Raw genomic sequence first — 25,954 nt, forward strand, 5'->3', positions numbered from 1 at the left:
CCAAATTACGGCGCGTGGTCCGGTCCTCAAACAGGATTTTTCGCAGGCGCGGCGCAATCGCGGGATTGTGATGACCCGATTATTACGGCAATTGTCTGGCGCCAAGTGAACTTCCGGAGAGATGCAGCCTTGTTTTCCGTATCGAGACGCAGCGAAGTCGAACCCTTCCACGCCATGGATGTCCTTGCAGAGGCGACCAGACGGCGCGCAAGGGGCCATCCGGTCATTTCGATGGCCGTCGGCCAGCCTTCCCATCCGGCGCCGCAGGTAGCGCTCGAGGCGGCACGCGCAGCACTCGCCGAGGGCAGAATCGGCTATACGGATGCGCTCGGGACCGCACGGCTGAAGCAGGCGCTCGCCGGATACTACCGCAATCGGCGCGGGCTCGACATCGACCCGCTGCGGATTGCCGTCACCACCGGCTCGTCCGCGGGCTTCAACCTTGCCTTTCTCTCGCTCTTCGACGCCGGCGATGCCGTGGCGATCGCCAGGCCCGGCTATCCGGCCTATCGCAACATCCTCGGCGCGCTCGGCTTGAAAATCCTGGAAGTGCCGGCAACGGCGGAGACGCATTTCACGCTGACGCCAGAAAGCCTGGAGGCGGCGCAGCAGGAAAGCGGCGTCAGGCTGAAAGGCGTGCTGCTCGCAAGCCCGGCAAACCCAACTGGCACGGTGACGGGCAGAAAGGCACTGAAGGCGCTTGCGGATTACTGTGCCGCCAACTCGATGGCCTTCATTTCCGACGAAATCTACCATGGACTGACATTTTCCGGCGAGGAGACGAGCGCCCTGGAGCTGACCGGCGAGGCGATCGTCATTAACTCCTTCTCGAAATATTATTGCATGACCGGCTGGCGCATCGGCTGGATGGTGCTGCCGGACCGTCTGGTCCGGCCGATCGAACGCGTGGCGCAAAGCCTCTACATCTCGCCGCCGGAGCTTTCCCAGATCGCCGCAACGGCGGCGCTTGGCGCTACCGTAGAGCTCGACGTCTACAAGGCAAGCTATGCCAGGAACCGCGATTTCTTGATGCGGCGTCTTCCCGAGATCGGCCTGTCGATCGCTTCGCCGATGGACGGCGCCTTCTATGCCTATGTCGACGTCACCCGCTTCACCAACGACAGCATGGCCTTCGCCAAGCGCATGCTGTCGGAGATCGATGTCGCCGCCACGCCGGGATTCGACTTCGATCCACTGGAGGGCAATCGGACGATGCGCATGTCCTATGCGGGCTCCGAGGCCGAGATCGCCGAGGCGGTGGAGCGGATTTCCGACTGGCTGAAATAGGCTCCGGTTTCCACCGTTTAGCGTGGTTTTTGAAAGCATTTTCGAACGCTCTTGAATTGGAATATCAGAGCGCATGGTTCCCGTTCCGCCGGCGAGTTCACCCGTGGTTTGATGTCTTATTTTGGCCAAGGGCAAGATTTCGTATCCTCTCCAACAGGTGGAGAGGAAGGGTGCCAAGCGCGCCGCAAGGTTCCTCTCCCCATTGCAGGAGAGGAGATCGTGGCCTGCCGTCAGTTGAAGTGTCGAGGGTAAGCGATGCGTTATCAGCCGCCAGCAATCAACGGAGTGCGTGCGAAAGTCATTCGGGCGGATTCGACCCGGGCGGGGAATATGCTCTGGCAGGTTATTCGCGACCGGAAGCTGGAAGGTCACAAGTTCCGCGGCAAGTGCCTCTAGGACGGTACATCCTCGACTTCGTCTGGCTCAACGCGAAACTCATCGTTGACCTCGACGGATCACAACGTGCCGACAATACTTCAGACAAGGCACGGGATGCGCATCTCAGAGCGCAGAGTTATCGCGTTCTGCGATTCTGGAATGACGAGTTCGAGAGAAATCTGGATTGCGTCTGCTTGGCTATACTCGATCAGTTGCGGAATGCTGGCGAATAACATTTGCCTCTCGCCCAAAACAAAAAAATCCGGCCGCGTCGCCGCAGCCGGATTGATTATTTGATCGCTAGGCGCCCTTCTCAGAAGAAGCCGCGGCGTTGCCACCAGCCGGCTTTTTTCGGCTTGCCGTCATTGTCGGCTTCGGCCGGCTCGCTGCGTGTGGATTTGACCGTCGGGATCGCCGAAGAAGAGATGTTCGATTCGCGGTTGGCGCGAGCCGGCTTTGCTTCGTCCTGCGCCGGCGTTGCGAGGTCGGCGGAGGCTTCGACCGTTTCGGCCTCCGCTTCCGCGACGGGCGCTGCTTCGGCGACCGGCTCTTCGACAGGCGACACGGCGGCCTTGCGGCGGCTGCGGGGCTTGGCGGGCTTTACGTCTTCAGCGGCGACAGCGCCGGTTTCGATGGCTGCCATTGCGGGCTGGCCTTCGCCGGCTTCTTCAGCAACGGCTTCAACGATTTCAGCTTGCGTTTCTGCCTCGGTGCCACCCTCTGCATCGGCGTTGGTTTCGTCGCCGGCGGTCAATTCGCCGCCTTCCTCGCGGTTGCGGCGGCCGCCACGCTTGCCGCGGCGGCGGCGCTTGCGGCGCTGGGATTCTTCGCTTTCAGCCTGGGTTTCGGAGGCTGCTGCGGCTGCCTCATCGCCCTCGCTGCCCTCGTCGTCGCCTTCATCCTCGTCGCCAGTCTCGCCGGAAACGGCGTCCTGGGCGGTGAGCGGTTCACCGGCACCACTGCGGCCACGGCGGCGGCGGCGGCGCTTACGCTTGCGGCCGCCTTCGCTATCAGCCTCGGCGCGCTGCTGGGGCGCGCGCTCGGCGACTGCGGGCTTTTCTTCAAGCTCCTCGTCTTCGTCCTCCTCCATCTCGATGACGACATCGTCGTCGTCATCCTCGGGAATGGCAGCGAAGTTGAAGAGGGTTTCGATCTTGACCGGGTTTTCGACCGGCTCGCCGCGATCGATCGCGAAATGCTGCGAACCGACCGCACTGTCGGCATCGACGACGATCGCGACGCCGAAGCGGCTCTCATAATCGATGATCGACTGGCGCTTGTGGTTGAGCAGGTAGAGCGCGATCTCCGGGGTGGTGCGCACGGTGATGTCGTGCGTCGTGTTCTTCAGCAGGTATTCCTCGATGCCGCGCAGAACATGCAGCGCGACGGAGGACTGCGAACGGACGTGACCGGTGCCGCCGCAATGCGAGCAGACCTGGGTCGTGGATTCAAGCACCGACGCGCGGATGCGCTGGCGCGACATTTCGAGCAGGCCAAAATGCGAGATGCGGCCGACCTGGATGCGTGCGCGGTCGTTCTTCAGGCATTCCTTCAGTTTCTTCTCGACGGCGCGGTTGTTGCGCTTCTCTTCCATGTCGATGAAGTCGATGACGATCAGACCGGCCAGATCGCGCAGGCGAAGCTGGCGGGCGACTTCATCGGCCGCCTCGAGATTCGTCTGAAGCGCTGTGTCCTCGATCGAGTGCTCGCGGGTCGAGCGGCCGGAGTTGACGTCGATCGACACCAGCGCTTCCGTCTGGTTCATGATCAGGTAGCCGCCGGACTTCAGCGTTACCTGCGGCTGCAGCATGCGGTCGAGCTGCGCCTCGATGCCGGAGCGCGAGAAGATCGGATGGATGTCGCGGTAGGGCTGAACCACCTTGGCGTGGCTCGGCATCAGCATCTTCATGAAGTCTTTCGCTTCACGATAGCCTTCCTCGCCGGAAACGATGATCTCGCTGATGTCCTTGTTGTAGAGGTCGCGGATCGAGCGCTTGATCAGCGAGCCTTCCTCGTAGACGAGGCAGGGGGCGGTCGACGCCAGCGTCAGCGTGCGGACGTTTTCCCACAGGCGCATCAGATATTCGAAATCGCGCTTGACCTCGACCTTGGTGCGGTTGGCACCGGCCGTGCGCAGGATGACGCCCATGCCTTGTGGCACTTCGAGCATGCGGGCGATTTCCTTGAGACGCTTGCGGTCCTGCGGATTGGTGATCTTGCGGGAAATGCCACCGCCGCGCGCAGTGTTCGGCATCAGAACCGAGTAGCGGCCGGCGAGCGAGAGATAGGTGGTGAGTGCTGCCCCCTTGTTGCCGCGCTCTTCCTTGGCGACCTGCACGAGCAGGATCTGGCGGCGCTTGATGACTTCCTGGATGCGGTACTGCTTGCGCGGCTTGCGCTGCACGCGGTCCGGAACCTCTTCCATCGCGTCTTCGGCGCCGACGGATTCGATCACTTCCTCTTCATGGTCGTCGTCGTCATCGTCGTCATTGCTGCGGCGGCGGGAATCGACGTCTTCGGAGATCGAGTCGGTCTCGACGGCAGCGGCCATGCTGCCGCCGACGGGGCCTTCGTCATCGTTATCGGCGACGGCAGCGGAAGGCGCTTCCACGTCGGAGGGCACGGCATCTTCCGTTGCGGTGGTTTCGACGACCTTCTTGCGGCTGCGGCGCGGCTTGGCCTTCTTGGCCGGAGCCTCTTCGGCGGCCGGAGCAGCCTCTTCGGCCGGAGCGGCGTCCCCGGAAGCTTCGGCAGCGGCCGGCGGTTCCTTGGGCATGATGCCGATGTCCGGTTGTTCCTGGGTCGCCAGGTCGCTTACCGGTGCGGTTTCGACGTGCTCGACATCCTCGTCGCGGCGGTGCTCCTCGGCCTCGGCGCGCAGCAGCGCCTGACGGTCGGCCAGCGGGATCTGATAATAGTCGGGGTGGATTTCGGCAAAGGCCAGGAAGCCGTGCCGGTTGCCGCCGTAATCGACGAAAGCGGCCTGCAGCGAAGGTTCGACCCTCGTTACTTTGGCGAGATAGATGTTGCCGCGTATCTGCTTCTTGTGCTGCGACTCGAAGTCAAATTCTTCTATGCGGTTCCCGCGAACGACAACGACACGTGTCTCTTCCTCGTGAGACGCGTCGATAAGCATTTTGTCTGCCATGTAAGGTGTGCTCCTCGGCGCAGCCGAAGACTCACATTCCCGCCTATATCTGTAACAGGGGGCATGCGGCCGAACGTGGGTGCGCCGGATAATGAAAGTCGCGCTTGGTTCGGGCGGGACAGCAGCAGCCAGGCAACAGCGGGGAAATCATTCTCCCGGAGCCTGTAGACTTTGGATAAAACCTGCTGCGAAACCATTATGACCAAGCGAGATCGACAATACTTAAGACCCCTTGGGGTCCGATGAGTTTGCTCCTCGGAGCGTTTGGTGGCTATCCACCGATGAAGTTTCCGCATACGCCGGAAAATTCAGGATCCAGTTTACCTTGGAGAGAAGCGCGTACGACGGCGGACGATTGCCGGTTGTGGCGCCAGGTCCTCGTGGGGTTGGCAGCCGCGCGGCGACTCTATCCCGTCAACACTTCTAACCTGAAAATCGTTGTATGGTTTCTCTGTCACAATAGCAAGGGAAAAGCCAAATGCGCCATAATATTGATGGATTTCGAAACGCATAGACAATCGGGGAATCAGCGGTCCTGATTCGGTGGCGGCGCGACAAACGCTGAAAGCCGGGCGATGCGTGCATCAAGCCGCAGGGATCCATGCAATAACAGATAGGATGTGGCGGTCGATTGTTTAAGAGGGTGCGGCCCGCAGCGGGGGAATCCGGCAAGCGGAAGATGAGATTCGTAGGCGTGCTCGCGGCGGCGGTTTCGCTCCAGGCCGCCATCGCGCTTGGTGCCGATCCGAAGAAGCCCGAGGCGCTGCTTGCTTACGGCGCACGCATCATCGGCGACGACGCCCGCACGCGCGTCGTCATCGATTTCGACCGGCAGCCAAGTTTCTCCGTTCATTATATCGCCAATCCCGAGCGCATCGTCGTCGATCTGCCGGCGACCGCCTTCGGCTTCCAGGCTAAGGATCTGGCGGCGAGGGGGCTTTTTAAGGACATTCGCTACGGCACGATGGATGAAGGCAGCGCCCGCATCGTGCTGACGGCCGTCAAGCCGGTGAAGCTGGCGACGGCCAAGGTACAGGCGGACGAGGACGACAAGGGCTATCGCCTTGTGCTCGATGCCACGATGACCGGCAAGGAGGAGTTCGCAGCCCTCGTCAAGGCGCAATCCTGGAGCGATCCGGCAGACCGTCCGCAGCCAGCGAACGCCATGCCGGCGCCCGAGGCGGCAAAGCCCGGCGATTTCATCATCGCCGTCGACGCCGGCCACGGCGGCATCGATACCGGCGCGATCGGCGTCGATACTAAGACCGAGGAAAAGCAGGTGACGCTCGCCTTCGCCAAGGCTCTCACCGACCGGCTGAACCGCGAGCACGGCATCAAGGCGTTCCTCACCCGCAGCGAGGATGAATTCCTGTCGCTTGCCGAACGCGTGCAGATCGCCCGGCAGAACCACGCGGGCCTGTTCATCTCGCTGCACGCCGACACGCTGAAGCAGAAGGACATCCGTGGCGCGACGGTTTATACGATCTCCGACAGGGCCTCGGACAAGCTCGCCGCCGATCTCGCCGAGCGCGAAAACCTGTCGGATCAGATCGCCGGCAAGGAAACGGTGGCCGAGCCGCCGGCAGTCGCCGATATCCTGCTCGATCTGACGCGCCGCGAGACCCAGGCCTTCTCGATCTCGCTGGCCGAAAGCGTGCTCGGCTCGTTCAAGGACCAGATCAGCACGATTAACAATCCACACCGGCATGCGGGCTTCCAGGTTCTGCGGGCGCCGGACGTGCCCTCGATCCTGCTCGAGCTCGGTTTCCTTTCCAATGCCGAAGACGAAAAACTGCTGCTCGATGAGAAATGGCGCGGCAAGATGGCAGAGCTTCTGACCGACGCCGTCAAGCGCTACCGCTCTTCCGTGGTTGCCAATGGCGGCTGAGGCCGTGGCCGAGATGTGACACCTGCTGCGAAAGCAAAGCGGCGCATGTGAATGGGGCAGGCGAGCCCTATTTTGCTCACATTCAGGCCGTTACTCGCCGCTATGTTTCGATAGGCGGGTTGGAATTCAGCTTGTCGCGATGCCACTCATGGAGTAAGCCGCGCGACGTGCAAATCGCCCGCTTCCATGCAAATATAGCGCCTGCGCCGATTGAAGATTTGGAATACCGGTAGCTCAATATGATCAGACTTTTTGGATATTTCTTCGGAATTGCTTGCGTCCTGTTTCTTGGCGCTGCAGCCGTCGTTGCCGTCTACCTGGTAAGCGTCGCGAAGGATCTCCCCGATTACGCTGTCCTGAACAGCTATGCGCCGCCGGTCACCACCCGCGTTCACGCCGGAAACGGCGCGCTGATGGCCGAATATGCCAAAGAGAAGCGCCTTTTCCTGCCGATCCAGGCGATCCCGGATCGTGTCAAGGCGGCGTTCCTTTCGGCCGAAGACAAGAATTTCTATAACCATCCCGGCGTCGACCTGAGCGGCCTTGCGCGCGCCATCGTCGTTAACCTGCAGAATTTCGGTTCCGGCCGCCGTCCGGTCGGCGCCTCGACGATCACGCAGCAGGTGGCGAAGAACTTCCTGCTCACGTCCGACCAGACGATCGACCGCAAGATCAAGGAAGCGATCCTTTCCTTCCGCATCGAGCAGGCCTACAGCAAGGACAAGATCCTCGAACTCTATCTGAACGAGATCTTCTTCGGCCTGAATTCCTACGGCATCGCCGGTGCGGCACTCACCTACTTCAACAAGTCGGTCACCGAACTCACCGTCGCCGAAGCCGCCTATCTCGCCTCGCTGCCGAAAGGCCCGGCCAACTATCATCCCTTCCGTCATCCGGATGCCGCGGTCGAGCGCCGGAACTGGGTCGTCGACCGCATGGTCGAAAACGGCTATGTGAGCCAGAGCGACGGCTCGGAAGCCAAGAAGCAGCCGCTCGGCGTAACCGTCCGCAGCAACGGTCCCTCGCTTTTTGCCTCGGACTACTTCGCCGAGGCCGTCCGCCGCCAGCTCATCGGCCAATATGGCGAAAAGACGCTTTACGAAGGTGGTCTTTCGGTTCGCACCTCGCTCGATCCGCAGATGCAGCTTGTCGCCCGCAAGGCGCTGCAGGACGGGCTGACGAGCTACGACGAACGCCGCGGCTTCCATGGACCACTGAAGACGGTCGACACCACGGCCGACTGGGGCAAGGCGCTCGCGGAAATTCCGACACTCTCCGACGTGCCGGAATGGCGCCTCGCCGTCGTGCTTGCCGTCTCCACTGAAAGCGTCGATATCGGCCTCCAGCCCGCCAGGGACGGCGCCGGAAAGGCTGCCGCCGAGCGCGAGCACGGCGTGATCGAGGCAAAAAACATGCAGTGGGCCTACCGCTCCTCGACTGGCGAGCGCAAGACGGCCAAGTCGCCGGAAGGTGTGCTTTCGCCGGGCGACGTCGTCTATGTCGAGCGCCTGGGCGGCGAAGGCTCGACCGCCTACCGTCTGCGCCAGCCGCCGAAGGTTCAGGGCGGCTTCGTCGCCATGGATCCGAAGACCGGCCGGGTTCTCGCAATGGCGGGCGGCTTCTCCTATGGCCAGTCGGAATTCAACCGCGCGACGCAGGCGATGCGCCAGCCCGGCTCCTCGTTCAAGCCGTTTGTCTACGCAGCGGCCATGGACAACGGCTATACCCCGGCTTCGGTGATCATGGACGCGCCCATCGAGATCGTCTCCGGCAGCCAGGTCTGGAGGCCGGAAAACTATGGTGGTGAATTCAACGGTCCGTCGACGCTGCGCTCCGGCATCGAGCACTCACGCAATCTGATGACCGTGCGCCTTGCCAACGACCTCGGGATGAATATCGTTGCCGAATATGCCGAGCGCTTCGGCATCTACGACAAGATGCCGCCGCTGATCGCCATGTCGCTCGGCTCAGGCGAAACCACGGTCCTGCGTATGGTCTCGGCCTATTCGGTCATCGCCAACGGCGGCAAGCAGATCAAGCCGACGCTGATCGACCGCATCCAGGACCGCTACGGCAAGACGATCTTCAGGCATGAGGAACGCCTCTGCGACAGCTGCAATGCCGGCGACTGGCAGAACCAGGAAGAACCGACCATTGTCGACAACCGCGAGCAGGTTCTCGACCCGATGACGGCCTATCAGATCACCTCGATGATGCAGGGCGTCATCACCCGCGGCACGGCGGCAGGCAAGATCGATCTCGGCGCACGCGACGTGGCCGGCAAGACCGGCACCACAAACGATGAGAAGGACGCCTGGTTCGTCGGCTTCACGCCGGACCTCGTGGCCGGCCTCTATATGGGCTTCGACAATCCGGCGCCGCTTGGCCGGGGCAGTACGGGCGGCGGCCTCTCCGCGCCGATCTTCAACGAGTTCATGCAGGCAGCCGTCAAGGACATGCCAGAATCGAAATTCGTCATTCCGCAGGGCATGAACCTGATCCCGATCGACCGCAAGACGGGCATGACGGCGATGGAGGGCGATCCGAACACTATCATCGAGGCTTTCAAGCCCGGCACCGGCCCGGCCGACAGCCTGTCCGTCATCGGCATGGACGGCACCATGGCGCCGGAGGAGATCCTGAAGACCTCGCCGCAGGCGAACCAGGCCGTGCAGTCCGGTGCGGGCGGCCTCTACTGAACAATCCCATAATAGATGCGGCGGCCGCGGCTCTTTACATCCGCGGCTGCCGCAACTATTTGACGGACCAACTCAAGACAACGCAAAGAAGCAGGAAAATGCGAGCGGAAATCGAAAACGTAGTCGATGAAACCAAGCAGGCTATCACCCTGCTGAGGAGGCATCTTTGACTGGGACCAGGCGGTAAGACGGCTGGACTGGCTGAACAACAAGGCAGAGGACCCGAGCCTCTGGAACGATGCCCAGGAAGCACAGAAGCTGATGCGCGAGCGCCAGCAGCTTGATGACGGCATCAACGGTGTGAAGCAGCTCGAACAACAGCTGAACGACAATGTCGAACTCATCGAGATGGGCGAGGAAGAGGGCGATGAAAGCATCGTCAACGAGGCCGAGGACGCGCTGAAGAGCCTGAAGGCCGAGGCGGCGCGCCGGCAGGTGGAGGCCATGCTGTCCGGCGAGGCCGACGCCAACGACGCCTATCTCGAAGTGCATTCGGGCGCCGGCGGCACGGAGAGCCAGGACTGGGCGAACATGCTGCTTCGCATGTACACCCGCTGGGCCGAACGCCAACGCTTCAAGGTCGAGCTTCTCGAAGTCCATGACGGCGAAGAGGCGGGCATCAAGTCCGCCACGCTGCTCATCAAGGGCCACAACGCCTATGGCTGGCTGAAGACGGAATCGGGCGTGCACCGGCTCGTACGCATCTCGCCCTATGACAGCAATGCGCGCCGACACACGTCCTTCTCGTCGCTCTGGATCTATCCGGTCGTCGACGACTCCATCCAGATCGACATCAATGAAAGCGACTGCCGCATTGACACCTACCGCTCGTCGGGGGCCGGCGGTCAGCACGTCAACACGACCGACTCGGCCGTGCGCATCACGCATATCCCGACGGGCATCGTCGTGCAGTGCCAGCAGGAACGCTCGCAGCACAAGAACCGCGCCAAGGCCTGGGACATGCTGCGCGCCCGCATGTATGAAGCGGAACTGAAGAAGCGCGAAGAGGCGGCAAGCGCCGAAGCGGCCTCCAAGACCGAGATCGGCTGGGGCCACCAGATCCGCTCCTACGTGCTGCAGCCCTACCAGTTGGTAAAGGACCTGCGCACCGGCGTCACAAGCACTGCACCGGGCGACGTGCTCGACGGCGATCTCAACGCGTTCATGGAAGCAGCGCTTGCGCACCGCATCAGCGGCAAACCGGACGCTGTCCTGGAGGACGTCGATTGACGGTGTGACCGGCGATTTGGCTTATAGCCGCTTGCAGCAGGTGGTTGCAGGCGGCTTGCCGCGCCCAGAATATTTTTGCAGCCGGCCCGGCAAACGATTATCGAGATGATTTTCCGATGGAAAACATTGCCTTACCTCCCAATCTACGGGCGCTGCTGTCTCAGTACGAGTGGAAACAGGACGATCTCGGATGTTCATCCGCAGACGTGTTCGTGCTTGCCGAAGGTGGCCAGAAGCGATTTTTTCTGAAAGGCGAAATCGCTGGTCCTTTTGCGGAATTGCCGTTGGAGGCGGAGCGTCTGCTGTGGCTTGCCAAACAAGGAATGCCGTGCCCTAGCGTCGTTGCTATGGAAAGCCATGAGGACAGAAACTGGCTGCTGCTGAACGCGCTTCCGGGAAGCGACCTGGCTTCGTCCAAATCGACGGCAGATGCGCGGTGCATTGAGATCCTGGCGGCCGCCTTGCGCCGGTTGCACGAACTTGATCCGGAAACCTGCCCTTTCGACCACGGGCTGACGGCTCGTTTGAGGCTTGCCAGGGCGCGGATGGATGCCGGCGCCGTAGACGAGGATGATTTTGACGAAGAGCGGCAAAGCGAAACGGCTGCGAGCCTTTTTGCCTACCTGGAAGCCAGCCAGCCTGACGTCACCGATGCCGTCGTTGCGCATGGCGATGCCTGCTTGCCGAACTTCATGACGCATGAAGGGCGGTTCAGCGGGTATATCGATTGCGGCCGCCTGGGCGTTGCGGATCGATATCAGGATATCGCGCTGGCAATGCGAAGCATACGGTACAACCTCGGGGAGGCCGGGGTTCGACATTTCCTCGATTGCTATGGGCTTTCCGGCATCGATGACGCGAAGGTCGCCTATTACCTGGTGCTGGACGAGTTCTTCTAGGTGTCGCGGACCGGGATTTCAGGCAGATCGGACGCAATTCCGTTCAGTTCGGTCAGATCGGAAATTGCAGCGAGAGCTCTTTCCTCGAGCAATTCCAACGCTTCGGCTTCCACTGCCAGTCCTTCCACGTCGTTGTTCGTTGCGACCCAGACACGCTCGTCCTCATCCCACTCCGCGGACAAGGCTTGACAACTGCTTCATGTTCTCCTCGCGCCTCTACCTCGGACAATAGGCGCAACCGAATATCATTTAGTTGCTGAATGGAATTTCATCGGTTCGTCGCTCCGTGGTGACCAATTGAAAGTCAAGTTGTGACCAATTGAAGTGGCAGCCGACAAATCACACGCTGGCCACCGCAGCGCATCCTGCTGTTGCATGTCGACAACACTCGGCGATCTCTTTCCTCGGTGGTCTTGAATCGGTCGCGGTTGTCCGCGATGCTTGGGCCTTCAATTCGTCCGACCCCGGGGAGGCTGACATGAAAGCGAACCTGTCCAACCAGAAAGGAAACATCGCCCACAAGGACATTCCGCTTCATGCACACTCTGTTCCCCCGCGCGAGGAAAAGCCCGCCGCGCCATAACCGCTTCCTGAAATTCTTCCGTGATTATCCAGGCACCGCCGACGGCACCCGGCGCCGTTCGCGCATACGCAAGTTCCTCTCCTACTATCGTCCGCACCTGCCTTTGCTGCTGGCGGACCTGCTTTGCGCGATTCTCGTCGCCGGCACGGCGGTGGCGTTGCCGCTTTGCGCCAACTTCGTGACAAGCCACCTTCTGGCTCTGCCCAACGCGCCGGAGGCCTACGGGCAGATTCTTGCCTTCGGCGGCTTCATGCTTGCCATCCTGGCGGTCCAGATCGCCGCCATCTTCTTCGTCGACTATCAGGGGCACGTGATGGGCGCCCGGATCGAGGCGGCCGTCCGGCAGGAGCTCTTCGAACACTGCCAAAAGCTCTCGTTTAGCTTCTACGACCGTCAACGCACCGGCCAGCTGATGAGCCGCATCACCAACGATTCTCTGTGGCTGGGCGAGCTCTTCCACCACGGCCCGGAAGACATCTCCATCGCCGTGCTCAAGTATGGTGGTGCGATGGTGGTGCTGTTTTTCATCGATCCTCCTCTGGCCAGCCTCATCCTGCTGCTCACGCCGGTGGCGGTGGCTTATGCGCTGCATTTCAACCGGCGCATGAACCGCGCACTCGAAGCCAGCAAGCGGCAGATCGCCGCCGTCAACGAGCGCGTGGAGGACGCCCTGGCGGGTATTCGCGTTGTCCAGTCCTTCGCCAACGAGGCGCTGGAGCAGCAACGCTTCGCCAAGCTGAACCGGCGCTTCCTGGAGGGCCGCGCCGACGGCTACCGCAGCGAGGCCTGGTTTTCGGTGGGCACAGAAACCTTCGCGCAGCTCATCACCATACTCGTCATTGTCATCGGCGGGCTGCGCATCCTGACGGCGGAGCTGAGCGTCGCAGAAATGCTTACCTTCCTGCTCTGCGTGGCGGTGCTGGTCGATCCCGTGCAGCGGCTCGCGAATTTCGTGCGCCTCTGGCAGGAGGGCTATACTGGCTTCGTCCGGGCCATGGAGGTCCTGGAGATCGCACCGGACGTCACCGACCGTCCGTCCGCGCGTCCCATGCCGGTCCCGAGGGGCGAGATCAGTTTCTCCGATGTCGCCTTCGGCTATGAGGCTGATGGCCCAAAGGTGCTCGAGCGGCTGTCGCTCACCATCGCACCGGGCGAGTTCGTGGCCCTGGTTGGCCCTTCAGGGGTCGGCAAGAGCACGTTGTGCGCACTCATCCCGCGCTTCTACGATGTGCAGGCCGGGGCGATCCGCATCGACGGCACCGACATTCGCGACGTGACGCTGGCGTCGCTCCGGCGCCATGTCGGGGTGGTGCAGCAGGATGTCTATCTCTTCGCCGGCACCGTGGCGGAAAATCTCCGTTACGGCCGGCCGGGCGCCACAGATGCCGAGGTGGAGGCAGCCGCCCGTGCCGCCAACGCGCACGACTTCATCATGGCTCTGCCGGGGGGCTACGACACCGATATCGGCCAGCGCGGCGTCAAGCTCTCGGGCGGCCAGCGGCAGCGCCTCACGATCGCCCGCGCCTTCCTCAAGGATCCGGCGATCCTGATCTTCGACGAGGCGACCAGCGCGCTCGACAACGAGAGCGAACGGGCGGTTCAAAAGGCGCTGCTCAGCCTGGCGAGCGGCCGCACCACCCTGGTGATCGCCCACCGCCTCTCCACCGTCCGCCATGCCGACCGCATCCTGGTGCTCACAGGCGATGGCATCATCGAGCAGGGGACCCATAGCGACCTCATGGCGCAGGAAGGCGTCTATGCCAACCTCCACAGCGTACAGGCAAGCATCTAGCGGCCTGGCCGGAAACAGAAGCAAGCGGAGTTCAGGCTGTGTTAGATCGGCCCGTCTCCGCGGGGCGAAGGACGCATTGCAAGGGCGCGGCCTCCGGCGGCGATGATGATCGCGACGGCGGTCAGAGCTGCCGCGACCGCGAAGGTGACCTGCATGCCGGTGGCGACGGCTTCGGGACGCGCTGTTGTGATGTCGGCCGTCATCGCGGCAAAGGCGAACACGGCGCCCATGACGGAAGCGCCGGTGATGAGCCCGAGATTGCGCGACAGGCTGAGCAGACCGGAGACGACGCCGCGCCGATCGGCGGGCACATCCATCATGGCGGCGGTGTTGTTAGCGGTCTGAAACAGCTGATAGCCCGGAGTCAGGACGACGATGGCGGCAATATAGCCGGAAACGCCGAACTTCGCCGGAAGCACGGATAGGGCAACTGCACCGAGAGCCATTCCGATCAGTCCGGCGATGACCACGAACGGCGCACCCAGACGGTCGACAAGACGGCCAGCCGGAGCGCCGCTCAGCGCGGAGAGGATCGGGCCAATCGACATGACGAGTCCGACAAGAGCCGCGTCGAGCCCCAGCGCACGGGAAAGGTAAAACGGGCTCACCACCAGCGTCGTCATCATCACCGTCGAAACGAGCGCGTTCGCAGCCAGGCCGGCGCTGAACGCCGCATTGCAGAATGCCGCCAACCGGATCAAAGGCGATGCCACCTTCGCCTCGGTGAAAACAAAGAGCACGGCGCCGGCGAGGGCGGCGATCAGGAGCGCCGCATTCAAAGTGCCGAATTGGCCGCGCGCCATCGTCATGGCGAGCGCATAGGCGGCGAGCGTGCCTGCAAGCAGCAGCGTGCCGAGAGCGTCGAAGCCGAGGCGGCCCGTTCTTGGTGTTTCGCGGTCGACGGGCAGGAAACGGTGGGCAAGAAAGAAGGCCAGCAGACCGAGCGGGATGTTGACGAGAAAGACTGCGCGCCAGCCAAGCCAGGCGATCAAAACGCCGCCAAGCGACGGACCGAGCGCGGTGCCGATTGCCGACATCGTGCCGAGCAGCCCGATGGCGCTGCCGGTTCTCTCCCGGGGAACCGTCTCGCCGACGAAGGCCATGGTAAGCGCCATCAAGACGGCGGCGCCGAGGCCCTGCGCGGCCCGCGCGGCAATCAGCCACCAGAGCGAGGGCGCAAGGCCGCAGAGCGCCGAGGCGGCGGTAAACACCATCAGCCCCGCCAGGAGCACCCGCCGGCGTCCGGCGATGTCGCCAAGCCGCCCGACGCCGACGATCAGGATCGTGATCGCCAGGAGATAGGCAATGACGACCCATTGGACTTGCTGGAATGGTGCGGCGAACATCTGAGCCAATGCCGGCAATGCGACATTAGCGATGCTGGTGCCGAGCGAAGACAGCAGCATCGACAGGCAAAGACCGGCAAGCGCCCATCGAACCGAGGCTGCGGAGGGTATGCCTTTGTCAGTGGCGTCAGGGAAGGCGGCCGGGGCAGAGCGGACCGATGTCATGAAGAGCTACTCCAAGATTGCGTTTGGGCAGAGATAGCTCGCGGGTAGACAGGGCGGAAGGCGCATCATATGCATTGCATTCGTGCGTTTGGCGCCATGTCATATTGCGCCGGCCGTGCTATGGTCGCTCCATGTCGCATCCCGATCTCAATCTGCTTGTCGCCCTTGATGTGCTTCTGACGGAAGGCAGTGTCGCCCGCGCCGCCAGAAGGCTATGGCTGAGCCCGTCGGCGATGAGCCGCGCATTGGCGCGGTTGCGGGAGGCGACCGGCGACCCGCTGCTGGTGCCGGCCGGGCGCGGCCTTGTTCCGACGCCGCGGGCGCTCGAGCTTCGCGAGCGCGTCGGCCAGCTCGTGCGGGACGCCGGAGCCGTTCTGCGGCCTGCCGAAACGCTCGACCTGTCACGGCTTGTGCGAACATTCACGCTCAGAAACCAGGACGGCTTCGTCGAGAATTTCGGGCCGGAGCTCATTGCGCTCGCCGGCGAACAGGCGCCCGGCGTGCAGCTGCGCTTCGTCCCGAAGCCGGACAGGGACAGCGCGCCGCTGCGCGACGGCAGTGTCGACCTGGAAACCGGCGTCGTCGGAAAGGCCATGGGGCCGGAGGTGCGGGCACAAGCGCTGTTCCGCGACCGTTTCGTCGGCGTCGTCCGGATAGGGCATCCGTTGTGCGAGGCTGCGATCACGGCCGCCCGCTACGCTGCCGGCCGGCATATCCTCATCTCGCGGCGCGGGCTCGACAGGGGACCGATCGATGACGCGCTTGAGCCGTTCGGCTTGAAACGGAAGATCGTGACGGTCGTTGGCGGCTTTTCGGAAGCTCTGGCTCTGGCGCGTGCCTCGGATCTGATCGCCAGCGTCCCCGAACGCTATACGGGGAACCTGCGCGACGGGATGTTCTCTTTCCCCATGCCGGTTTCGCCGCCGGATACAACGATCTCGCTGTTGTGGCACCCGCGGATGGACGCCGACCCGGCACATCGCTGGCTGCGCGAATGCGTCCGAGAGGTTTGTGCGGGCAGGCCGCCGGCTCAAGCAATGAGCTCCAAGAACTAGTCTTCTGGACCGTAATTCGTATCATTGATACGAGCGGTTGTGGAGGTTTTGCGATGGCAGGTCGGGTGGGCGGATACAGTTGTGTTGAGCGCTGAGGAGCGTAGCTTTCTCGAAGCGCAGGTTCGGCGGCGTAAGGCGGCGCCATCCGCCGGATCTGGACAGCGTTCGGCTTGCAATCGCACCGGTCCGAGGCTTTCAAGCTCTCCACAGATCCGCTCTTTGTGGACAAGGTGCAGGATATCGTGGGCCTGTAAATCGCAAATCCAGGTCCTGGACCGGGAGCAGCCCCTCCTGCCCATGGCCCCCGGCGTGGCGGATCGGCGTACGAATACCTATGTCCGAACCGGCACGACATCTCGGTTTGCTGCGCTGGACATCGCGACGGGCGCAGTCATCGGCAAATGCTACAAACGCTATCGTGCGACCGAGTTCTTCGACTTTCTCAAGCGCATCGACGCAGCTGTTCCGGAGGGCCGGACGTGTATCAGGTGATGGACAACATGCCACCCATAAGACGCCAAAGATCAAGTCCTGGCTCGCACGCCGCCCTCACTGGCACGTCCATTTCACACCCACGTCGGCCAGTTGGATCAATCACGTCGAACGTTGGTTTGCAGAACTGATGGAGTGGATGCCCCCTCCCGACGGCATCGCAATGTGCCAGAGTGATGTTCGCGAGAATGTCACTTAGAGGAGAGAGCATCCATGAAGGAAATTAGCATTGTCGGCCTGGACCTGGCAAAGCGAGTGTTTCAGGTGCACGCCGCCGGAAGCGATGGTGGGATTATTCTGCGCAGGAAATTGTCCCGCGGTCAGGTTCTCGCGTTTTTCGCAAAGCTGCGGAAATGCACAGTTGCAATGGAAGCCTGTGCGACCGCCCATTATTGGGCTCGTGAGATCGGCAAGCTCGGCCACGAAGTTCGCTTGCTACCTCCGGCCTATGTAAAGCCGTTCGTCAAACGGCAGAAGAATGATGCGGCCGATGCGGAGGCGATCGTTGAAGCGGCTCTCCGCCCGTCGATGCGGTTCGTGGTTCCGAAGACTGAGAGCCAGCAAGCCTGCTCGATGATCTTCCGGACGCGGGACCTGTTCGTCCGTCAGCGAACACAGCTCATCAACGCCCTCCGCGCGCACCTCGCTGAGCATGGGGTCATTGCGCCGCAGGGAATTGCGAACCTGGCTTTGTTGACGCAGATAATCGAGGATGACGACGCCGGCCTCGAACTCATTGTCGTGGAAACCGCACGGCTTTACCTTGAACAGATCGAGGCGCTCTCTTCCCGGATTACCAGCTTGGAAAAGGCGCTCAAGTCGGAAGCGATGCGCTCTGAGAACACAGCCCGATTGATGTCCATGCCTGGAATGGGACCGATCACGGCCATGGCGATCGAAGCTTTCGCCCCTACCATGACGACATTCCGCAAAGGTCGAGACTTTGCGGCATGGTTGGGGCTCGTACCCAAACAGCATTCGAGCGGCGGAAAGCAGGTACTCGGCCGAACGTCGAAGATGGGTCAGCGTGACATACGGCGGCTTTTGATCATCGGCGCAATGACGGTCATCCGATGGGCATGCCGCAAAGCTCCTCCCGAGAGCTCATGGCTGGCGCGTATGTTGGCGCGCAAGCCCCGCATTCTCGTTGCGATTGCCCTTGCCAACAAAATGGCTCGATCGATCTGGGCGATGGTGACGAAGAACGAAAATTACAGGGATTCCGCTCTGGCTGCGGCGTAACAAGCGAGCCATCGCCAGGCGGATCGTCGGCGTGTGAGGAGGTCAGCGAACGGTAAGGACAAAGATCGGTGAGAGTGGGCCTGGAAATGCATAGGGGTCAGTGAGCCACGAGCTCGCAGAATTGATTTGCACCAGATCCGCGCAGCTCCATACCGGCCAGCGGTTGTACTCAAGCCGCAACGAAAGGCCTGATACATGACCGCACCCGATCACACGTTCATATCGTTCTATGAAAGCCTTGCATGAACGGGGGCATCCATACATGACCCGTAAGGAACTGCAACGCGGCGTCCAGCGCTCCGCCGCCGAATTGTAGGCCGACATCGCTGCCCTCATCGAGGCCCAACGAAAACCCGAAACCCTACAAATGGGTCAAATCCGCAGACGAAATCCTCGCTTCCGTAAAACGGTTCTGCCAGCGAACGCAGCAAGACCTGTGCGGCGAACTTTAGATTCAGGTAACTAATCTAGTTCGTCGACTTCTCGATCTTGATCTCGCCGAGTTCGTCGATCAGCACGGTCCAGCCCTCGGCTTCGGCGTTCGGGTCGGTCTTCAGGTAGACGGTGGCGAAGAGGCCAGGCTGCTGGGCCATGCCCGTGGAACCTTCCGGACGGATGTCGGTGACATAGGGCTTCAGCCGCGTGAACTCGTGCAGCTCGACGCTGGAGACGATCTCAGGGCCGCTGTCGGCCTGCGCGATCTGCTGCAGATAGATTTTCGAGGTCCTGTCCGGCTGGCGGACGGCAAAGAGCTTGTAGTAGCCGCGGCGCGGCTGAGGTTCCGCCTTTCCTGGATCGCCGCCGCCGGGTGCGCGTTCGATGGCAATATCCGCGCGGCTTTCTTCCCAATAGCCGGTGCTGGTTGCGAAGATCACGGCGGGCGGAAGGATGGTGTCGGCCGGCGAAGCGGTCTTCGCGAGGTCTGCCGGGCCGGTGATGAGCATTGCGGCGAGGAGAGCGGTTCGAAGCTGCATGGCCTCAATCCTCGAATTGTTCGGCAAGGATGCGATCCGACCAGGAGCGGTCCGGATCGGAAAGGATCCGCGCCGTCATGTGCTCCGACTGGGCGATGCGGATATGCAGCACGGACTTGACCTCGGCGTTGTCGGCAACCGCATTCACCGGGCGCTTTTCGGCCTCGAGAATATGGATGTCGACCGTCACCTTGTTCGGCAGCAGCGCGCCGCGCCAGCGCCGCGGGCGGAAGGCGCTGACCGGCGTCATGGCAAGCAGCGGCGCTTCGAGCGGCAGAATCGGGCCGTGGGCCGAAAGATTGTAGGCGGTGGAGCCTGCGGGCGTTGCCACCATCAGGCCGTCGCAAATCAGTTCCGCGAGGCGCACATGCCCGTCGACCTCGACGCGCAGCTTGGCGGCCTGATAGGACTGGCGGAAGAGCGAGACCTCGTTGATGGCGAGCGCGGTGGAATTGGTGCCGTCCGCATTGGCCGTTGTCATCTGCAGCGGATGGAAGGCATTTTCGACGGCCGAGCAGATGCGGTCGTGCAGTTTCTTGGTGCGGTAGTCATTCATCAGGAAACCGACGGAGCCGCGGTTCATGCCATAGACGAGCTTGCCGGAGTTCATCGTGCCGTGCAGCGTCTGCAGCATGAAGCCGTCGCCTCCGAGCGCCACGATGACATCGGCTTCCTCGGCGGGGACATCCCCATAAAGGCGAATCAACTCTTCCCGCGCAGCAAGCGCCTCCGTTGCCGATGAAGCGAGGAAACAAAGTGTCTGAAATGAACGGCCCATGCGATGCCCTTTATGATCTTCGCCTAGCTAAAGGATAAAGGGCTTATGCGACAAGGTTTTTTGCGCGCAAACAAATAGCTCCGCCTCCGCTGCGCGCGCCGCCGGAGAGGCGGCCCCTATTTCTGTTCTCTCGCGCCTGGCGCTGCTTCGCGCTGATCCTGGTCTTCCAGGTCGGATTCGACGATGTAGGCGTCGCCGTGCAGGCGGGCCTGTTCCTTCAGGGCGGACTGTTTCGCGCGTTCATCTGGCTCGATTTCCCCTGCGCGGCGGTCCCGCGCTCGATTGACGTCCTCGGGCTTGATGTCCAGCGAGCCTTCGTGCAGATGGTCCATCCCGGAGGCCAGCCCGCGTGCGGCCCGCGATTTGGCCTCCTCGCGGCGCTGCGCAGCGGCCGCAGAGTCCGAGCAGCGCGCATCATCGGTGCCAGAATCAAATCTCTTGTCCTGAGCAGCCATCTCGACCTCCTACTGTGACTGGTCGATCGCGTGAGGCGAGGGCCGGCCGGGCGTTTCGAAGGGCTGGAAATAGCCGGCGCTCTCGGCGGCGAGGACTGCGGCAAGCGCCAGCGCGACGGCGACCGCCCAGGCGTACCGGCGGCTCATCGCGATGCCTCGTGCGGCGGTTTCTCGTAGAGTTTCCGGACCTTGCGGTCCTGCGCGTCCTGCTCACTGTGCGAGAGTTTGCGGTTTGTGAGCATGCCATAGGCGATCGCGCAGCCGAGAAGGAAGGCGCCGCCGGCGATAGCGAAGAGCCAAAGATAATCTGCAACCATGCTTTGATCCTCCTTTGACGATTCGAACCGGTGGAGGGCGGATTTGTTCCGTTCCGGCAAAAGCGCGTGATAACGTAGATCCTATGAGGGAGGGTGGATAGCGATCAGCGCTGTGGCAAAGTGAGGGTCGCCAAACACAAACACCTACCTTGGAGGCAAGCATGCCCGTTGCAGCTCACCGATCCGAAGCGCCGACCGCTATCCACCCTCCCTCAAAAAAAGCGGCCGTCAGGCGCTCCGGCGCGAGGACGTCGCATAGCGATCCGACGCCCGTTCGATGCTGTCGAGTGTATTCATGAGATCGACCATATCGCAGGCTTCCGCCCACTGCATGCCGCAGATCGGGATACCGTCCAAAGCGGCCGGCTGCATTGTCATTCCATCAACAACAAGCCAGCGATCATCGGCTTCATGCCGGAGATTATACCGTCGCATCACCTCTCTCCCGCGGCGACCATACCATATTTTAGCATTAGCGCGAACGCGTTGGTCAAGCGGCGGAATAACGTATGCCGGGGTCAGTGCACGGATGGCTCACTGTCGTCCAGGAACGACCGAATGCCGTCGCGCGCAACTGTCGCCAGGAATTCGTCGAACGCCTCGCGATCGGTCGCAAAAGGCTCGTCCCAGCGGATCAGATCCTCATCCTGCGTCACGACTTCCATCGACCAGTCCTCATTGGAGCCGGCCGTCCGGAAGATGTCGACGAGCACGGTAACGTCGTCCTCTGTGAATTCGCCGGCGAGTTCCGAATGTTCGAGTTTCGGCTTCTTGGGCATTCGATATCGCAATCCATAATTGTCAAAGGGCGTACGAGCGGGATACTTTCAAGTGCGCCTGGTGGATTTGTCAAGGAAACAGCCATTCAAAGCAATACCGCTGTGCGGTTGCGCCGGGCTCCCCGGAAAGGCGGAACTCTCTTGGCCGCGTGTCGTTGTTCCCCTGTCACCACCAGCCAATGGAGCGGCAAAATGAGTAAGACCGACGTCAAAAAACTAGTGAAGCGGGCCGAACGCCAGGTCGAAAATACCAGCGCCGGCGGCCATCTCGGCGGCACCTATTTCGGCCAGCAGCCCGACGGCAAGACGGCATCATCGGCCAACAACGAGGCGCGGAAGTCGCGGTCGAACGACGGCAGCAATTGAGGAGTAGGCTGGAAACCTGTCCTCGGCGGACGATGCGATCGGGAGCATCCGAGGTTTCCGAGCGTACGTGCAGCGCTTCCCGACCGGATCCAGTTCTCGATGGAGGACGACTGGACCGCCGCCGTCCGCCGCGTCTTGGATCGGGCCGGGGGACGCGGTCTCTGTGTGGTCGTAAAGCTGAGAGACGATCTGATGTTGGCCTTGCGCTATGGCGTGATGCTGCTGCTGAATTCAAGGCCGCACGCCCGACGAAGCGGCGGTCCGATGCGCTCGCTGGCTTTCGATGATCCGGGAGCCGTTACGACTCCTTCATCTTCCAATGGAAAATCTCAACGCTTCCTGGACCTACCCACGTCACTTTCCCACTTCCCTTCCCGCCGCACGCTGAGCATCGCCAACGAACATAGGCGCGGACAGGATCGGGAGGGACGAAAAAGTGACTGCCCGCATGTTTGACAACCGAATCGAGCATCAGCCGATCGACATATTGCAAGCAGTCGGTGCTCCCGCATTTCGGGCATTTTGTCTGGTCGGGCATGACAAGCCTCGCTGACACTCACTCGATCGGAGAATGTAATGCAATTCGCCAACGCTGTAACCGTCACGGAAGTGTGCCGGACCGAATTCGTACAACGGCTAAACAAATCGACAGGCGAATACATCAAGATCGAAGTGCGGTCCGGTCGTGTCATCGATGAACCGTCGAAGGCAAATATGATCCGGCCGGCCGACTCATCGAAGAGATTGAGCCGAGACGATCACGCGGGAGCTCGGCGGCACCCCGACGTGTACCACAAGCGGTACAGGGGGCGGTACCCGCATGGAGCAAGCGAACTGGTATCCCGAAATGAAACCGACGAGATACGGTTATCTGGCGGAGAGGGTGGAATTCGCTCCTAACAGCCATGCCGCATTTCGAGTGTGGTGCGCAGATTTGGCCGTCAGTTGTCACCGCTTGCCCGCTCCAGTTCGGTCAGGCGTTCCTGACAGATCGCCGCGACGATCTCATGAAGGTGTTCCGTTCGCTCAAGCAGCCAGGCTAGCGCTTCTTCGGTGATCTCGAAGTGCTTCGAGTAGCGCGCCTTGACATAGGATTCGTTGAGGATGTTGTACCAAGCGGTATAGCGGTGCTGGTCGCGCGGCCAGGCGTCGATGAGCCGGCGGTCCTGATCTTCAGCCAGCCCGCGCAGGAATTTTAGATTGTGCGACGGCGGGCTGTAGTTGGTCAGCGTGAGAAGCAGGCAGGAATAGGCAGTCTCAGCAGCTTGGTGGAGCAGAAAAACCGCACGTTTTTGCCAACCATTTTCAGCTGCGTAATTGGCAAGCTGACGGAACTCCGCAGCGGCCTTGCGTTGCCTCTCGAAGTGCTCCCGCGCCACTCTCAGCGCATCGGCAGGCGACAGCGGCTTCGGCTCGGCCAGGGGTCGGTCGTCGAGCTCGTAGAGCACGATGCCCTCGCGCAGGATGTCGACGAAGAAATACTGGCCGTCGGCCAGGAAGTTGTTCACCTCCCTGGCGCCATGGACGATCAGCCCGACCGGCGTCTTCACATCCTTATCCCAAAGGAGCCGGTCGGTGGTTTTGTCCCAGTATTGCGGCTCCGCCAGCTGCTTGGAATTGACCAGCACCAGGATGTCGTAGTCGGAGCGGTAGCCCTTCATCGTGTGCGGCTCGTCGACCCAGGTGCCGCGGCTAAAAGAACCAAACAAAATGATCTTTAAGATCCGGCCGCGCTTCTTGAAGGCGGCCGACGTGCCTGACAGCGCATCGGCGAACTCCTCATGGATGATCGCAACGACGCGGGCAAGCTCGCGCTGCTTTTCTTCCGGCAGATGTTCCAGGGACGATCGCATGGTCCATCGAATAGGCCAAAGACGATTCGCCGTCTACTACTGGAAACTGTAGGAACCGCGGCGGCTTGCAAGCCGGCTCAACTTCCCACGGCACTATGAGGCGGGGATTAGCCGACTCGCTGAAAGCCCCGCACGGCGGCTCGTGGAGCATAGGAATCCACCACGAACATGGTTTTTCGTGGTGGTATCGAAGGATTTCACGTAGCGGCAGAAAGCGGGTTCCAGCAGGCCGCAAACTGGCGGCACAACCCGGACATTATGCGGACACGGATTCAAGCGTCTGTGTCCGCAGGGCGGTGATCCTAGCAAGATGTTGTTTTTTAAGGAAATTTGGTGCCCCCGGCAGGGTTCGAACCCGCGACCCCCTGATTACAAATCAGGTGCTCTACCAACTGAGCTACAAGGGCAATGCGTGCCAACTAGCAGATTCTTCCCGGGTGTAAAGGGAAAATCCAGCCAGGGCGCGATTTCGTGATCGATCATAACTCAATCCCTCTTCATTTCATGAACAAAAGCTGAAGTACCGATTCAGGAGAAGTTCAGGGCAGGAGGAGCAGATTTCGCTCACTGCCATCAAGGAGGTGAGCCATGAGAATTGTCCATTTTGCTGTTGCAGCGCTTCTCTCGGTCGGCTCGGCCGCCGTTGCCGTCGAGCCCGTGGTTGCCGCTCCCGTCTATGCACCGGTTGCTTCCGTCGAGAAGAGCGACGTCGTGAAGGTGCATTACCGTGATCATCGCCGCCATTGGCGTCATTCGTGGCGGCATGAACGTCGTTACTGGCGCCATCATCCGTATGCCTATGAGCGCAGCTATTACTACCGGCCCTGGCGCGCCGAACGGCGGTGGAGGGAACGCCATTATTGGCGTCATCACCACCGGCCGCACCACTACCTGCAATTCCGCATCGACCTGTGATCGTCCGCTGGGCTTCGTCTGACCGGCGCTCAAAAAGGCGGCATCATCGGGATACCGGGAATGGGCCGCCGGAGCGGCCGCGATCAGCAAACGCGATGCCGCCGGGTGCGATTCCCGGCGGCTATTGCGCAGGCGGTGTCGGTGTGGGTGCCGGCGTCGTCGGCGCCAGGGGATCCGGCTGGCGCGTCGGCTGGGTGGGATCGACCCATATTATACTGAGAACGATGGCGACGAAGACCGCGATGAACAGGATGCCGAACAGGAGGGGCCGGATTGCCATGCCGGATATTTTCCTTCTCTCTTGCTGTTACTCTCTTTGCTGCTGCTGCGCTCCAGCGGCTCTTAGGGCCGCCATTCGTTCATTTTGAGACGCCGGCTTATTTCTTCAGGTGAAGCCGGGCGGCATACATCGCGATCGCAGCCGCATTCGAGACGTTGAGCGATTTGATCGCGCCCGGCATGTCGAGCCGCGCCAACGTGCTGACGGTCTCCCGCGTCTTCTGCCTGAGGCCCTTGCCTTCGGAGCCGAGAACGAGCGCAACCTTTTCGCCTGAGAACGTGCCCTCGATCGGCGCTGGCCCTTCCGAATCGAGGCCGATCGAGAAGAAGCCGAGCCGGTGCAATTCACCGAGCGCGTCGGCAAGATTGGTAATCTGTATATAAGGAATGAGCTCGAGCGCGCCGGAAGCCGATTTCGCAAGCACGCCCGATTCGGTCGGGCTATGTCTCTGCGTGGTGATGACGGCGCCGGCATTGAAGGCGACGGCTGAGCGCATGATGGCGCCGACATTGTGCGGATCGGTGACCTGGTCGAGCACGAGGAGCAACGGGCTGTCCTTCAGCGCCTCCAGGCGCCGGACGGGCAGGGGGCGGGTTTCCAGCATCACGCCCTGGTGAATCGCCTCGGGGCCGAGCACCTTGTCGATATCCTGCGGTGAGACGATCTCGATGGGAATGCCGAGTCGTTCGGCATCGATTTCGAGGCGTGCAAGCGCATTCTGCGTCGCGCTCAGCCTGACGTTTTTCCGCTCGGGGTTTTCAAGTGCTGCGCGCACGGTGTGCAGGCCGTAGAGATGGACCTGGTCGGCCGCGAGTGCCGGCGGCTTCCAGTCGTCGCCGCCGCGTTTGCGCTTCTGCGGATGCGGCGTCGGGATTTCGCCGCGCTCGCGCTTGGCATCGCGATGGGCGCGCCGCAGCGTGGCGTAATGCGTGTCCTTGGGGGACTTGTCGGTTGCGGACTTGCCGCCGGATTTGTTGTCTTTGCTCATGCGGCTTTATAACGGCAGCACTTCACCGCGCATAGGGTTTCTTTG

23 protein-coding genes, 1 tRNA gene and 3 pseudogenes are annotated in these 25,954 nt (G+C 61.8%); 13 read left to right on the top strand and 14 right to left on the bottom strand.

Annotation, left to right across the window (positions count from 1 at the left end; translation table 11 throughout):
- Window positions 1–129 precede the first annotated feature (129 nt).
- Both ACZ9BX_RS03195 and ACZ9BX_RS03200 read left to right on the top strand, forming a co-directional pair.
- The gene (locus ACZ9BX_RS03195) at window positions 130–1,287 is read left to right on the top strand and encodes a pyridoxal phosphate-dependent aminotransferase (RefSeq protein ID WP_476215684.1); all 1,158 of its coding nucleotides are present in this window, start codon (window positions 130–132) and stop codon (window positions 1,285–1,287) included.
- A gap of 255 nt (window positions 1,288–1,542) precedes the next feature.
- Window positions 1,543–1,898 (top strand): annotated as a pseudogene (locus ACZ9BX_RS03200) (endonuclease domain-containing protein).
- 80 nt (window positions 1,899–1,978) lie between these two features.
- On the opposite strand, the gene ACZ9BX_RS03205 reads toward ACZ9BX_RS03200, so the two are convergent.
- Entirely contained in the window at window positions 1,979–4,813 is a 2,835-nt protein-coding gene (locus ACZ9BX_RS03205) for an Rne/Rng family ribonuclease (protein WP_476215685.1), read from the bottom strand.
- Between the two features lie 631 nt (window positions 4,814–5,444).
- Between ACZ9BX_RS03205 and ACZ9BX_RS03210 the strand changes: the two genes are divergently transcribed.
- From ACZ9BX_RS03210 to ACZ9BX_RS03225, 4 genes are all read left to right on the top strand, one after another.
- On the top strand, window positions 5,445–6,701 hold the full coding sequence (locus ACZ9BX_RS03210) for an N-acetylmuramoyl-L-alanine amidase (RefSeq protein WP_476215687.1): 1,257 nt from the start codon (window positions 5,445–5,447) through the stop codon (window positions 6,699–6,701).
- A 239-nt stretch (window positions 6,702–6,940) separates the two neighbouring features.
- Window positions 6,941–9,400, top strand: coding sequence for a penicillin-binding protein 1A (locus ACZ9BX_RS03215; protein WP_476215689.1), 2,460 nt, complete (start codon window positions 6,941–6,943; stop codon window positions 9,398–9,400).
- Window positions 9,401–9,498: 98 nt separating this feature from the next.
- Window positions 9,499–10,630 (top strand): peptide chain release factor 2 gene (gene prfB, locus ACZ9BX_RS03220; protein WP_476215691.1). Its coding sequence is split into 2 segments (ribosomal slippage): window positions 9,499–9,567 and window positions 9,569–10,630, totalling 1,131 coding nucleotides; the frame shifts between segments, so codons are not numbered across the junction.
- 116 nt (window positions 10,631–10,746) lie between these two features.
- Window positions 10,747–11,529 carry an APH(3')-II family aminoglycoside O-phosphotransferase gene (locus tag ACZ9BX_RS03225; protein WP_476215693.1) on the top strand — a complete coding sequence of 261 codons (783 nt, stop codon included), beginning with the start codon at window positions 10,747–10,749 and terminating at the stop codon, window positions 11,527–11,529.
- On the opposite strand, the gene ACZ9BX_RS03230 is transcribed toward ACZ9BX_RS03225, so the two are convergent.
- Window positions 11,526–11,711, bottom strand: coding sequence for a DUF1902 domain-containing protein (locus ACZ9BX_RS03230; RefSeq protein ID WP_476215695.1), 186 nt, complete (start codon window positions 11,709–11,711; stop codon window positions 11,526–11,528). The two genes, ACZ9BX_RS03225 and ACZ9BX_RS03230, sit on opposite strands and share 4 nt — an antisense overlap.
- A 354-nt stretch (window positions 11,712–12,065) precedes the next feature.
- Between ACZ9BX_RS03230 and ACZ9BX_RS03235 the strand changes: the two genes are divergently transcribed.
- A complete protein-coding gene (locus tag ACZ9BX_RS03235) occupies window positions 12,066–13,904 on the top strand; it encodes an ABC transporter ATP-binding protein (RefSeq protein ID WP_476215697.1) in 1,839 nt (612 codons plus the stop codon).
- Window positions 13,905–13,945: 41 nt separating this feature from the next.
- On the opposite strand, the gene ACZ9BX_RS03240 is transcribed toward ACZ9BX_RS03235, so the two are convergent.
- Window positions 13,946–15,415 carry an MFS transporter gene (locus ACZ9BX_RS03240; protein WP_476215699.1) on the bottom strand — a complete coding sequence of 490 codons (1,470 nt, stop codon included), beginning with the start codon at window positions 15,413–15,415 and terminating at the stop codon, window positions 13,946–13,948.
- 131 nt (window positions 15,416–15,546) lie between these two features.
- On the opposite strand from ACZ9BX_RS03240, the gene ACZ9BX_RS03245 reads away from it, so the two are divergent.
- The 4 genes and pseudogenes from ACZ9BX_RS03245 to ACZ9BX_RS03260 all read left to right on the top strand — a co-directional run.
- Entirely contained in the window at window positions 15,547–16,470 is a 924-nt protein-coding gene (locus ACZ9BX_RS03245; RefSeq protein WP_476215701.1) for a LysR family transcriptional regulator, read from the top strand.
- Window positions 16,471–16,613: 143 nt separating this feature from the next.
- A pseudogene (locus tag ACZ9BX_RS03250) lies at window positions 16,614–17,092 on the top strand (IS630 family transposase); the annotation flags it as partial.
- An 83-nt stretch (window positions 17,093–17,175) separates the two neighbouring features.
- Window positions 17,176–18,204 (top strand): IS110 family RNA-guided transposase, encoded by a 1,029-nt coding sequence (locus ACZ9BX_RS03255; protein WP_476215703.1) that lies wholly within the window; start codon window positions 17,176–17,178, stop codon window positions 18,202–18,204.
- Between the two features lie 262 nt (window positions 18,205–18,466).
- Window positions 18,467–18,656, top strand: a pseudogene (locus tag ACZ9BX_RS03260) (IS630 family transposase); the annotation flags it as partial.
- Between the two features lie 15 nt (window positions 18,657–18,671).
- Here ACZ9BX_RS03260 and ACZ9BX_RS03265 read toward each other — a convergent pair.
- From ACZ9BX_RS03265 to ACZ9BX_RS03295, 7 genes are all read right to left on the bottom strand, one after another.
- Window positions 18,672–19,178: a hypothetical protein gene (locus tag ACZ9BX_RS03265; RefSeq protein ID WP_476215705.1), complete on the bottom strand. Its 507-nt coding sequence runs from the start codon at window positions 19,176–19,178 to the stop codon at window positions 18,672–18,674.
- 4 nt (window positions 19,179–19,182) lie between these two features.
- A complete protein-coding gene (locus ACZ9BX_RS03270; RefSeq protein ID WP_132561695.1) occupies window positions 19,183–19,956 on the bottom strand; it encodes an NAD kinase in 774 nt (257 codons plus the stop codon).
- A 116-nt stretch (window positions 19,957–20,072) separates the two neighbouring features.
- Complete coding sequence (locus ACZ9BX_RS03275) at window positions 20,073–20,411, bottom strand: hypothetical protein (RefSeq protein ID WP_476215707.1); 339 nt, start codon at window positions 20,409–20,411, stop codon at window positions 20,073–20,075.
- 9 nt (window positions 20,412–20,420) lie between these two features.
- Complete coding sequence (locus tag ACZ9BX_RS03280; protein ID WP_476215709.1) at window positions 20,421–20,558, bottom strand: hypothetical protein; 138 nt, start codon at window positions 20,556–20,558, stop codon at window positions 20,421–20,423.
- On the bottom strand, window positions 20,555–20,728 hold the full coding sequence (locus ACZ9BX_RS03285) for a hypothetical protein (protein WP_165928152.1): 174 nt from the start codon (window positions 20,726–20,728) through the stop codon (window positions 20,555–20,557). Before ACZ9BX_RS03285 ends, ACZ9BX_RS03280 begins: the two co-directional genes overlap by 4 nt.
- 228 nt (window positions 20,729–20,956) lie before the next feature.
- Window positions 20,957–21,163 (bottom strand): hypothetical protein, encoded by a 207-nt coding sequence (locus tag ACZ9BX_RS03290; protein ID WP_027508606.1) that lies wholly within the window; start codon window positions 21,161–21,163, stop codon window positions 20,957–20,959.
- An 83-nt stretch (window positions 21,164–21,246) separates the two neighbouring features.
- On the bottom strand, window positions 21,247–21,507 hold the full coding sequence (locus ACZ9BX_RS03295; protein WP_027508607.1) for a hypothetical protein: 261 nt from the start codon (window positions 21,505–21,507) through the stop codon (window positions 21,247–21,249).
- Window positions 21,508–21,699: 192 nt separating this feature from the next.
- On the opposite strand from ACZ9BX_RS03295, the gene ACZ9BX_RS03300 reads away from it, so the two are divergent.
- On the top strand, window positions 21,700–21,873 hold the full coding sequence (locus ACZ9BX_RS03300) for a hypothetical protein (protein ID WP_476215712.1): 174 nt from the start codon (window positions 21,700–21,702) through the stop codon (window positions 21,871–21,873).
- A 941-nt stretch (window positions 21,874–22,814) separates the two neighbouring features.
- Here ACZ9BX_RS03300 and ACZ9BX_RS03305 read toward each other — a convergent pair.
- Entirely contained in the window at window positions 22,815–23,726 is a 912-nt protein-coding gene (locus ACZ9BX_RS03305; RefSeq protein ID WP_476215714.1) for a nucleotidyltransferase and HEPN domain-containing protein, read from the bottom strand.
- A 331-nt stretch (window positions 23,727–24,057) separates the two neighbouring features.
- A tRNA-Thr gene (locus tag ACZ9BX_RS03310) sits at window positions 24,058–24,133 on the bottom strand.
- A gap of 181 nt (window positions 24,134–24,314) precedes the next feature.
- Between ACZ9BX_RS03310 and ACZ9BX_RS03315 the strand changes: the two genes are divergently transcribed.
- Entirely contained in the window at window positions 24,315–24,641 is a 327-nt protein-coding gene (locus tag ACZ9BX_RS03315; protein WP_476215716.1) for a hypothetical protein, read from the top strand.
- 121 nt (window positions 24,642–24,762) lie between these two features.
- Here the strand turns inward: ACZ9BX_RS03315 and ACZ9BX_RS03320 are convergent, their stop codons facing one another.
- Both ACZ9BX_RS03320 and rlmB read right to left on the bottom strand, forming a co-directional pair.
- Entirely contained in the window at window positions 24,763–24,921 is a 159-nt protein-coding gene (locus ACZ9BX_RS03320; RefSeq protein ID WP_167333884.1) for a hypothetical protein, read from the bottom strand.
- A gap of 97 nt (window positions 24,922–25,018) precedes the next feature.
- Window positions 25,019–25,909: a 23S rRNA (guanosine(2251)-2'-O)-methyltransferase RlmB gene (gene rlmB / locus ACZ9BX_RS03325; RefSeq protein WP_476215718.1), complete on the bottom strand. Its 891-nt coding sequence runs from the start codon at window positions 25,907–25,909 to the stop codon at window positions 25,019–25,021.
- Window positions 25,910–25,954 lie beyond the last annotated feature (45 nt).

The sequence above is a fragment of the Rhizobium sp. USDA 3886 genome (assembly GCF_056279785.1).